We start from the raw sequence: 10,909 nt of genomic DNA, 5'->3' as shown, positions 1-10,909 counted from the left end.
CAATCCACCATCTCCTATTGCCGGCTGTTCTTATTGCGCAGCCAGATTGTAAACCGTAAATCGTCGATTCGTAAATCTCCTTAGTGTTCATGGCTATGTGCCGGTATCGCATTGCTTGCCGAAGCCAGTTTGACTTGGTAAGCCCCGTCGGTTACTACCGCATCACCGGCTTTTACACCTGTAAGTATCTGTACGCTTTTACCGTTGTCGGCTCCTAAGGTGACTTCCTGTTTTTTGTATCCCTCTTCATCCAATTGAAGGTATACGAAGAATAAGCCCTGTTCCTCTGTCAGTGCGGTACGTGGAAGTGAAATAACGTTCTCCATCCGTGTGGACAGCAGATAGGCCTCTACAAACGAGCCGGGGATAATATCTCCTTTATTGTCAAATTCAAAAGTTACCGGAACATAAAATGAATTGTCTCCGGCAGATTTTCCGAACGAAAGCAATCTTCCGTTGAGGTCTTTCAGTTCATATACTTTATTATCGTAGGGTGTTTTGAAGTTAGCCGACCCTATGGTGCGCAGATATGGATAATATTTTTCTGAAACCTCTGCCCGCAGGAAGAGACGGCGGTTTTGTGTAACGCTTACCAATGGTTGTCCGATTGTTACATAATCTCCTTCTTTTACCAGGATATTTTTTACATATCCGCTGATAGGAGAAGAAATAGCTTGTCCGCCTTTGGTATCTCCTTTGGCAAGTGCTTCGTAACTGATACGGGCATTCTCGTAATTCTGTTCGGCCTGTGAAAATTCTTTATCGGATACAATCTGGTTTTTAACCAGAGCTTTCATACGTTCGTATTCCTTTTTTGAAATTTCGTAGGCAACGCGGGCGCGCTGTACCGGATCACCGTCAGCTATATTGCTGGAAGAGATAGTGAGCAATGTAGCACCTTTGTTCGTGCTCATTCCTTCGGTTACTTTCCCATGAAAGCTGATCACACCCGCCACAGTGGCTACGGCTACGCTTTCATCTCCCTGTGCGGCAAGTATTTGTCCACTGGTTTTTATCACTTGTTCAAAAGTTCCCGGTTCAATCACACTGACTTTTACACCGGCTGCATCCGCTTTTGCTTTGGGCAGGATGATTTCGTCGCTATGTCCGGAACTTGCCTCTTCACCATGGTCATGGTCTTGGCATTCTTCTTTTGTGTTGTGGATTTCCTGTTCGTGATCGTGTCCTTCGTGTTCGTGGTCATGGGCTTCTGTACCATGATTATGGCCTTCATGGTTATGACCCGCTTTGTTGTTGCAGGAGCCTAAGATAAACAATCCCAGTACTCCCATAAAGATAAGTTTCTTCATGATGATATAAATACATTCTTAATGATTTTCTTTTGTAAATTCGTCACAATTCACCCTGCAAAAGTAGAGACTTGCAGGTGCAACTGATTTGCAAACAACGTAATAACTACATTGTCTAATCAGGCGAATACATACGGAGGGGCGCGAAGCGCAAAGGCACGGGTAATATTCGTGCCGTGTAGAGACTCTCGGTAGACATACTCATTGGTGAGTTGCCTTTCCTGAGGCCGGAGTAGGTTTTCAATGATGAAATCGGTGAAAAGAATGGCAATAAATACATGCTGCGGGCCTAAGTCGGTTTGTACATTAGGTACGGGGGATGAAAAGCGTGCCAAGCATTCATTGCTGCAACAAGAGTCATTCTCGTGATGATGATTGTGTGCAGGACACTGGGCTTCGGGCGTAACATCATGTTTCATGCAAATCATGCCATCGGCATGATGATGATGGGGAATAACAGGTACTGCCAGCATAATCATGCTGATAACGAGTAAAAAATAGAGTATGTACCTTTTATTCTTCAATTGTAATTCTTTATTGCGGGGCAAATATACGGCTTACTTGGCCTATTAACAAATCGTAGTACTTAAAATATTGAAAAACAGCTCCCGGTATTGTTCCCCGGAGCTGGAAATCTTCCTCTTCGGGGTTGGGAATGTTACTCTCCGAAGCCGGGAATGTTGTTCTCCGAAGCCGGGAGGAGCGTTTATCGGTACCGTAGACAAAAGGACTCCGACACCGATTGTTGTCTAAATCTATTTTATTGTATCAGTTGTGTATAGATCCTATATTTCCAGTTCCTGTAACGAGTCCATTTTCTTTTTCTCCAGGAATTCGTAGATGCCGCACAAATGTTCTTTCACCTTCTTGTTTCCGAATTCGTAAACTTTGGTAACCAGGCCGTCCAAGAAGTCACGGTCGTGGGATACCACAATCAATGTGCCGTCGAAATCGATCAGGGCCTGTTTCAGAATATCTTTTGTTTTAAGGTCGAGGTGATTGGTAGGCTCATCCAGAATAAGGAGGTTTACCGGTTCAAGCAGCAGCTTGATCATTGCCAGACGGGTACGTTCCCCTCCCGATAATACTTTTACTTTCTTCATCGATTCTTCCGGTCCGCCAAACATGAAAGCTCCCAATAAGTCGCGTATCTTGTTACGTATTTCCCCTTTTGCCACATCGTCGATTGTTTGAAAAACCGTCAGGTTTTCATCTAACAGAGATGCTTGGTTTTGAGCGAAATAGCCGATCTGTACATTATGTCCTAAGGTTAATGTACCTTCATGGTCTATCTCGTTCATGATGCATTTCACCAAAGTAGATTTACCTTCGCCGTTTTTACCGACAAAAGCTACTTTGTCTCCCCGTTCGATGGTGAGGGAAGCATTTTTGAATACTACTTTGTCACCATAGGTTTTGCCTACATTATCCATAATGACCGGATAATTACCCGATCGGGGAGAAGGTGGGAATTTCAACCGCAATGCGGAGGTATCTTCTTCGTCTACCTCCAACAGTACCAGTTTCTCCAGCATTTTCACACGGCTTTGTACTTGTAGCGTTTTGGAGTAGGTACCTTTGAAACGTTCAATAAACTCTTTGGTCTCTGCAATGAATTTCTGTTGTTCGTCATATGCTTTCTGCTGCTGTATGCGGCGCTCCTGGCGCAGTTGCAGGTATTGTGAGTAATTCACTTTATAGTCATAGATACGCCCCATAGTCACCTCGATGGTACGGGTGGTGATATTATCAACAAATTTACGGTCGTGACTGATAACGATTACCGCTTTACCGTTATTGATAAGAAAATCTTCCAACCATTGGATAGATTCTATGTCCAAGTGGTTGGTTGGCTCGTCCAGCAACAAGACATCCGGTTTTTGTAGCAATAGTTTGGCTAATTCGATACGCATACGCCAGCCACCACTGAAATCACTGGTTTGGCGATTGAAGTCTTCGCGCATAAAGCCAAGTCCTAACAAGGCTTTTTCCACGTCTTCTTCATAGTTGGTCGAATCGATCGAATAAAATTTCTCGCTTAGTGACGAGACTTTTTCGATAAGTTCCATATAACTGTCGCTTTCATAGTCTGTGCGGGTTTCCAACTCTTTGTTCAGCCGTTCTATCTCGGCCTCCATTTCATGCAGATGGGCAAATGCCTGAGCTGTCTCTTCAAATACGGTGCGTCCGTCTTCTGTCATCAGGTGTTGAGGGAGATAGGCAATAACGCACTCTTTGGGTGCGGCTATTTTTCCACGGGTAGGTTGACGGACTCCCGCCAATATTTTAAGTAATGTACTTTTACCCGCTCCGTTTTTCCCCATCAGGGCGATGCGATCTTTTTCGTTAATTACAAAAGAAATATCACTAAATAAGGTGGTTCCGCCGAATTCTACGGCAAGTCCGTCTACTGAAATCATATATGTTCGTTAAAATGAGGTGCAAAGATAATCATTTATATTATTTTTTTTCATAACTTGCGCGCTGAAAGGTTTAGATATGCACGTAAACGCGCGAATATAACAATCATTATAATGGAAAACGAATCAACAACTGAATTTCGTCCGCTCATTCTTGTTGCGGAAGATGATGACAGTAATTTCAAATTGATTAAGGCTATCATAGGAAAGAAATGTGATATCTTATGGGCCAAGAACGGAGAAGAAATAGTGAATCTTTTTCGTGAGAACCGTGATAGGGCGGCAGCCATCCTTATGGATATTAAAATGCCGGTTATGACGGGATTGGATGCAACAGTGATTATCCGTAAAGAGAATCAGAATATACCTATTATCATGCAGACTGCTTATGCTTTTAGCACAGATAAGGAGAATGCAATGAAGTGCGGGGCGACAGAGGTGTTGGTTAAACCGATCACTCTGAGCATTTTGAGGAATTGCCTTACTAATTATTTTCCACAATTGAAGTGGTAAAGTTGTGATAGGAAAATGACAATGGGCTAAGACAGGTCACAAACTATTATAAACTTACGAGCTGCCAAAGTATTACTTTAAGATACTTTGGCAGCTCGTAAGTTTTTTATTTATACAGATTGATTACTGTTATACATCTGTTTCCAACTGAAACTTACGACTTACTTTCATCAGATTGATAGTATAGGTTACAACGTTTTGTGCTTCCTGCACCATTGTGAGATATACCATGCTCACTCTTACACTGCCTGTCTGGCTCTGAATACGTTGCAGTTCTTCGCGTTTCAAATGTGAAAGTTGGGCATTGAGGTCGTTTGCACGGCGTATATCCTCTTCAAAGTGAGTATAATCGTTGTTTTCCAGTTTTTTCCGGCATTGTTGTATTAAATAAGTTATATCTTCGGCTACATCTCCGAATTCTCCTTTTTGGATGGCATCCAACGGATTGAAATTATTGTCGATATGCTCCAAACAGGGTTCGCACAGACGGGCTATGCTATATACCAGTTCACTGGCGAAGTCATTTCCCTGATAGTAGTAGAGTCCTTTTTCGAGTACGGTATTGTTATCCAGTTTACACATTGCTACGGTTCCCGTCCGTTTCATCTGCTTGATCAGTTGCTTTTCGAATTTGGTAGAACCCATAGCGCGGCGTAATCCACGTAGATTTTCGTGTAGGAAAGAGGTTACGGTCAGTTCGAAATTATTTTCAGCGTATTCCAAAACTTTGCTTAACTCTTCGCGGGTATGTTGCCGCATTAACTGCAATGCTTCATCGCTGTTTGCACTCTTCATTAATTGCTTCAACGTCTCACTACCTTTTTCTTTCTCTTTTTTCTTCTTGTAAATGATTTGACTACGGATAAGTGAGAATGCCGCCAATCCGATGAGAACGACAATCGCTATTGTACCACCGAAATGAATAATCATTGCGACAAAGAAACATATAGTGAAAGCTGCTCCGGCGGTAAGAAACCAACCGCCAATGACACTTAATACACCAGTGATGCGATAAACAGCGGAATCACGTCCCCAAGCACGATCGGATAGGGAGGTACCCATTGCCACCATAAAGGTAACGTATGTGGTAGAGAGTGGCAGTTTTAATGAAGTTCCCAATGCGATAAGCAATCCGGCTAAAACCAAATTGACCGATGCCCGTACAAGGTCGAAAGCAGCGCCATCGGCTATGATTGCTTCATCTTTGCGGAAGCGGGTATTGATCCATTTCTTTGCGTTTTCCGGAACAATTCCGGTTACACCGTTTGCTATATTCATACTAATACGTACCAGCGTGCGTGCGATTGGCGTACTTCCGAAACTCTCTTCACCTTCGTCCTGACGGGAAAGGTCGACTGAGGTTTTAATTACATTGTGGGCCTTTTTCGAAGTACAAAGTGCGTACACCATGATAATGCCGGCTCCTATCAGAAAATACCAGGGAGTTTTGGCCGGGCCAAGCAATGAAGTCATGAGGAAACCGTCCGGACCGGCTGTAGTGCCATTAGTTGTGTAATCGATGAAAGAGGAATATCCGGCGAGGGGAACACCAATGAAATTGACAAGGTCATTTCCGGCAAAAGCCAGTGCTAAAGCAAAGGTTCCTAATAGTACGATTACTTTGAACACATTTACTTTCAGCCAGTGGAGTATTTGCATTAATAAAGTGAAGAACACGAAAAAGCATCCTATCAGCATCATCGTATTGTCTTGTATCCATTGCTTGTTTTCGGATGTCATGAATGAACTGTCTTTCAGTCCTTTAATGAGCATGAAGTAAATAATGGCCGTAGCAGCGATGCCGCCGAACAGTCCGATGCTATACTTCATCTTTTTCTTATAATTAAAGGTAAATACAATACGTGCAATCCATTGCACCAGCATACCGAAGAAGAAGGCTATGGCAACGGAGACAAAGATGGCCATGATAACAGAAAGCGCTTTGTCTGTGTTGATAAGGTCACCTAATCCCAATGTGTCACTGTGGTGTACCTTGATAAGTGCTAAGGCAAATGTTCCTCCCAATAATTCGAACACCATTGAAACGGTGGTAGAGGTAGGCATACCCATTGAGTTAAAAACATCGAGCAGTACAACGTCCGTCAGCATTACGGCAAGCAATATACACATGATTTCGGCAAAGTAGAAATGCTCCGGTTGGTAAATACCGTGCCGTGCGATGTCCATCATGCCATTGGATAGCGAAGCGCCGATGAACACACCGATACCGGCGATAAATAGTACTGTCTTGAAAGAAGCCGCTTTCGCTCCGATAGCGGAATTTAAAAAGTTAACGGCATCGTTACTTACTCCGACCATGAGGTCGAATATTGCGAGCACAAATAAGAAGATAACGATACAAAGGTAAATTGTCTCCATAAAAATGTATTCTGTTTCTGGCTGCAAAGGACGGTTTTTCGTATTGCAGTGAAATGTCATACATGTTACAAAGATATTTCATTTTTCTTCTTTAAGTAGTTATAGAAAGTATATTGTGCACGGATTCCTTCCCCTCTTGTTTTCCCTTTGAATACGTTCTGAAGCCGGTCATCTACAAAACAGGCTTTTCGGTTGTCGGAAAGTTGTATGTTGAGCATATCGATCATTTCTTCGCGTAGGTCCGGGTCTAATATGGGCACGACCGCTTCGATCCTCCGGTAGAGGTTGCGGCGCATCCAGTCCGGTGAACCGGAATACACCTTCGGGTTACCGCCATTACCGAAATACCATACACGGGCGTGTTCTAAGAATGTATCTACAATACGGGTGACACGGATATTACGACTGTATGTCTGTCCCGGAATCAGGCAACAGATACCTCTGACAATCAGATCTATTTGCACTCCCCGTTGAGAAGCTTCATACAAGCGGTCTATCATGGAAGGATCTTGCAAACCATTCATTTTTAGTATGATCCTTCCTCCTTTTCCTTTTTCTGCCAGTTCTATTTCATGGTCGATAAGACGATTTAGTTCGGGTATCAGGTTGAAACGGGCAACGAGCAGAGTACTGAATTTTGAGTTCTCTTTTCCTTGCAATGTTTGAAAAAGGGTATGCAGGTCTTTGGTTATTTTGGGGTTACAGGTAAACAGGCCACAGTCTGCATAAAGGGTAGCCGTCTTTTCGTTGAAATTACCGGTACCGATATAGGCATAGTCACAAATTTTGTTATCTTCATTTATACTTTTTCTACGGACGAGTGCTACTTTGGCATGTACTTTTAATCCCGGTAGGCTGTAGATAATTTTAATTCCGGCAGATTTCATCATCTCTGCTGTGGCAAGATTATTCTCTTCATCGAAGCGGGCTTTGAGTTCTACGAATACGGTTACCTTTTTTCCGTTTTGTGCGGCGGCTATCAGCGTATTGATAACGGCGGAGTTTTCCGCCACTCTATATTGGGTTACCATGATTTCCCGTGTTTGCGGATCATGTACGGCTTCATATAAAAAATGTATGAAATGTTCGAACGAATGATAAGGATAGTATAACAGCAGATCCTTTTTCTGTACATAATTGAATATGGATTCCTTTTCGTCCAGGCAATTCAATTTCATGGGTTTGGGCTTTTCCAACGGCTTCAATCCTTTGTTAGGATTGGGCAGGTGCCGGAGGTCTTCAAGGTTCAGGTGTTTGTCGCCCGGAACGAGTTCTTCCCGGTTTATCTGGAAGGCATCTACCAGAAAATCCAGAAAATCAGATGGCATGGCGCGGTCATATACGAAACGGCAGACAGCTCCTATCTTACGTTTTTTTACTTTTTTCTTTAACTGCTCTACAAGATCGGCGCTGCTGGCAGAATCGTCTATCAGTATATCGGCATCTCTGGATATCTTGATACAGTAACTGCAATCCACATCATATCCGGGAAAGATAAGACTAATATTAGCTTTGATGATATCTTCAATAAACATCAGGTAATAGTTATCTTCATATTTGGGCAGTTCGATAAAACGTGGTACCTTACTGTAAGGTAATTTCATTACGAAATATTGCACATGATCCGGATTCGATTTTTCCGTATTGCGCATAAAGAGACGTACAGCCAGATAAAGTCTGTTATCACGCAGAAATGATACTACCCGATCCTTATATACCGGTACAGGCTGCAAAAATGGAAAGATTTCCTCACGAAAGAAGTTTTTGATAAAATCCCGATGAAACGGCTCTACATTCCGGCTCTGATAAAATATGATATGATTTTTGCGTAAGGCAGGTATTATTTTATGTTCGTAAATTCGGATACGATCTTCCAGTTGTCGGTTCACTTCCCGGTTAATATTTTCTACCAGCTCGTTGGCCGACTGCACAGATTCTTCATCACTTAGAGTTACTCCGGAAGCCACGGCTTTGTGATCGGCGACCCGTATTTTATAGAATTCTTCCAGGTTGGAAGAGTAGATAGAGATGAAATTTATACGTTCATATAATGGGAGCCGGTCATCATTTGCTTCCAACAATACACGATAATTGAATGACAGCCAGCTTATGTCTCGCTTAAAATAATGATATTTGCTTTCCATTGCGTTAAGATTTTCCCAAATATAAGTACCTTTGTGCATATAAACAAAGAAACTATGATGAAAGTTGGATTATTATCGGATACACATGGTTGGTGGGATGAGAAATATTTGGAATATTTTGAGTCTTGTGACGAAATATGGCATGCAGGAGATATCGGCTCGGTAGAAGTAGCGGAGAAACTGGCTGCTTTCCGTCCTTTTCGTGCAGTCTATGGTAATATTGACGGACAGGAGATCCGCCGTATGTTTCCACAGGTAAACCGTTTCACAGTGGAGGGTACAGAAGTGTTGATAAAGCATATCGGGGGCTATCCCGGAAAATATGATCCTTCAATAATCGGTAGTCTGATGGCCCGTCCGCCTAAGTTGTTTATCAGTGGACATTCGCACATTTTGAAAGTGAAGTATGATAAAACATTGGATATGCTGCATATTAATCCTGGAGCAGCAGGCAGGTCCGGTTTCCATAAGATGCGTACGTTGGTACGTTTTGTGATTGATAATGGTATGTTTAAAGATTTGGAAGTGGTGGAATTGGCAGGATAGGTATCTACGCCGACTGGAAACGGTGATTACCGGTTTGCGGTGCTATCATCAAAGCTTTGAATATTTGTTTGATAGGACTCATGTATTGAATGGTGTCTCCTTGAAGGGTACAATCTTTTATTTGATGTCCGGTCAATCGGAAGGGATAATCCGCAAAACAGGAGGTTACGTCTGCTCCTTTGGGAAAGTCATTGTTCAGAGGTTCTTTTGTATATATTGATTTTGACGATGCCGTCTTTCAGCTTGTAAGTGTTGTTAGTAATGCCCTGTTTTGGTTGGGTTCCGGCATTCGAAAGCAACCGGATCTCCAGTAGATAAGTCTCTTTCTTGATTTTTTGTTCTATCGGAACTTGTGGCTCTGCTCCTGCGTTATCCCAGGAATATACTTCTACTCCTGTTAAGGTACATGGAACGTAAGTCTCCTCGTAGTCGTAATTCTCGCAGGTCGTGGATGTTGTAATCAGAAAGATTAAGAGAAAAAAAAGTAGTAGAGGGTGTTTTTTCATATGCTTGTAGATTTTCGATATAGTCACAAATATAGAGCTTTCGTATTTATAAATGTACTAAAAAACAGAATATTGCATATACAGTTGTCTTTTTATTTTGTCATTTCAAAATTCTTTCCGTTCTTTGCGTAGTCTAATTAAGGTATAAGCTACGAATTTCATGCTATTTGATGATATCGATATTCGTATTTTATAGTTTATGATTCGTAAATTGTAACTGTCTCATTATGAAAGGGATTATTCTTGCTGGCGGAAGTGCTACACGTCTCTATCCGCTATCGAAAGCCATATCAAAGCAGATCATGCCGGTATATGACAAGCCGATGATTTACTATCCGCTTTCCACGCTAATGCTGGCCGGCATACGTGAAGTGCTTATCATTTCTAATCCCCGTGATTTGCCGATGTTTCGTGATCTTTTGGGTACAGGAGAAGAATTGGGGATGATTTTCCAATATAAGATACAGGAACGGCCGAATGGATTGGCACAGGCTTTTGTATTGGGGGCTGATTTTCTGAATGGTGAACCGGGATGTTTGATTCTGGGTGATAATATGTTTTACGGGCAAGGATTTTCGGCTATGCTTCGCCGGGCAGCTACATTGCAGAAGGGTGCTTGTATCTTTGGATATTATGTGAAAGATCCACGGGCGTATGGTGTAGTTGAGTTTGATACTAAGGGGAAAGTCATTTCTCTTGAGGAAAAACCTGCCATGCCTAAGAGTAATTATGCTGTTCCGGGGCTTTATTTTTATGATGCTGATGTAACTAAGAAGGCGGCTTCACTAAAACCATCTGCCCGTGGTGAGTATGAAATTACAGATTTGAATAAATTGTATCTTGACGAAGGCACATTGCAAGTCGAACTTTTTGGCCGTGGGTTTGCCTGGTTGGATACCGGTAATTGTGATAGTTTGCTTGAAGCTTCCAATTTTGTGGCTACCATTCAGAACAGACAGGGCTTTTATGTCAGTTGCATCGAAGAGATAGCTTGGCGTAATGGCTGGATAACGACTGCCCAGTTACGAATTTTGGGTGAACAACTCGGTAAAACGGAATATGGCAAGTATCTTTTGGATTTAGCGAAATAA

Annotated in this window: 10 protein-coding genes; 3 read left to right on the top strand and 7 right to left on the bottom strand. The window is 42.4% G+C overall.

Annotation, left to right across the window (positions count from 1 at the left end; translation table 11 throughout):
• Window positions 1-80: 80 nt before the first annotated feature.
• From HMPREF1532_RS18350 to HMPREF1532_RS18340, 3 genes are all read right to left on the bottom strand, one after another.
• Window positions 81-1,310, bottom strand: coding sequence for an efflux RND transporter periplasmic adaptor subunit (locus tag HMPREF1532_RS18350; protein ID WP_005933345.1), 1,230 nt, complete (start codon window positions 1,308-1,310; stop codon window positions 81-83).
• Between the two features lie 119 nt (window positions 1,311-1,429).
• Window positions 1,430-1,834: a DUF6769 family protein gene (locus HMPREF1532_RS18345; RefSeq protein WP_025819002.1), complete on the bottom strand. Its 405-nt coding sequence runs from the start codon at window positions 1,832-1,834 to the stop codon at window positions 1,430-1,432.
• A gap of 261 nt (window positions 1,835-2,095) precedes the next feature.
• Complete coding sequence (locus HMPREF1532_RS18340) at window positions 2,096-3,730, bottom strand: ABC-F family ATP-binding cassette domain-containing protein (protein ID WP_005933339.1); 1,635 nt, start codon at window positions 3,728-3,730, stop codon at window positions 2,096-2,098.
• 114 nt (window positions 3,731-3,844) lie between these two features.
• Between HMPREF1532_RS18340 and HMPREF1532_RS18335 the strand changes: the two genes are divergently transcribed.
• Complete coding sequence (locus HMPREF1532_RS18335) at window positions 3,845-4,243, top strand: response regulator (RefSeq protein WP_005933337.1); 399 nt, start codon at window positions 3,845-3,847, stop codon at window positions 4,241-4,243.
• A gap of 129 nt (window positions 4,244-4,372) precedes the next feature.
• On the opposite strand, the gene HMPREF1532_RS18330 is transcribed toward HMPREF1532_RS18335, so the two are convergent.
• Window positions 4,373-6,622 carry an inorganic phosphate transporter gene (locus HMPREF1532_RS18330; protein ID WP_025819003.1) on the bottom strand — a complete coding sequence of 750 codons (2,250 nt, stop codon included), beginning with the start codon at window positions 6,620-6,622 and terminating at the stop codon, window positions 4,373-4,375.
• 65 nt (window positions 6,623-6,687) lie between these two features.
• Window positions 6,688-8,766 (bottom strand): RNA degradosome polyphosphate kinase, encoded by a 2,079-nt coding sequence (locus tag HMPREF1532_RS18325; RefSeq protein WP_148359710.1) that lies wholly within the window; start codon window positions 8,764-8,766, stop codon window positions 6,688-6,690.
• A 54-nt stretch (window positions 8,767-8,820) separates the two neighbouring features.
• Between HMPREF1532_RS18325 and HMPREF1532_RS18320 the strand changes: the two genes are divergently transcribed.
• Window positions 8,821-9,312: a metallophosphoesterase family protein gene (locus HMPREF1532_RS18320; protein ID WP_005933329.1), complete on the top strand. Its 492-nt coding sequence runs from the start codon at window positions 8,821-8,823 to the stop codon at window positions 9,310-9,312.
• A gap of 4 nt (window positions 9,313-9,316) precedes the next feature.
• On the opposite strand, the gene HMPREF1532_RS22050 is transcribed toward HMPREF1532_RS18320, so the two are convergent.
• Together HMPREF1532_RS22050 and HMPREF1532_RS18315 are read right to left on the bottom strand one after the other, a co-directional pair.
• Complete coding sequence (locus HMPREF1532_RS22050; RefSeq protein WP_368115743.1) at window positions 9,317-9,511, bottom strand: DUF5034 domain-containing protein; 195 nt, start codon at window positions 9,509-9,511, stop codon at window positions 9,317-9,319.
• On the bottom strand, window positions 9,501-9,818 hold the full coding sequence (locus HMPREF1532_RS18315; protein WP_005933327.1) for a DUF5034 domain-containing protein: 318 nt from the start codon (window positions 9,816-9,818) through the stop codon (window positions 9,501-9,503). The genes HMPREF1532_RS22050 and HMPREF1532_RS18315 overlap by 11 nt, the downstream gene beginning before the upstream one ends.
• A 227-nt stretch (window positions 9,819-10,045) precedes the next feature.
• On the opposite strand from HMPREF1532_RS18315, the gene rfbA reads away from it, so the two are divergent.
• Window positions 10,046-10,909 (top strand): glucose-1-phosphate thymidylyltransferase RfbA, encoded by an 864-nt coding sequence (rfbA, locus tag HMPREF1532_RS18310; protein WP_005933325.1) that lies wholly within the window; start codon window positions 10,046-10,048, stop codon window positions 10,907-10,909.

This window comes from Bacteroides salyersiae WAL 10018 = DSM 18765 = JCM 12988, assembly GCF_000381365.1.
Classification (GTDB): Bacteria; Bacteroidota; Bacteroidia; order Bacteroidales; family Bacteroidaceae; genus Bacteroides; species Bacteroides salyersiae.
Note: the sequence above shows the minus strand (reverse complement) of the source record. Positions and strands in the feature narration are given on the sequence as shown.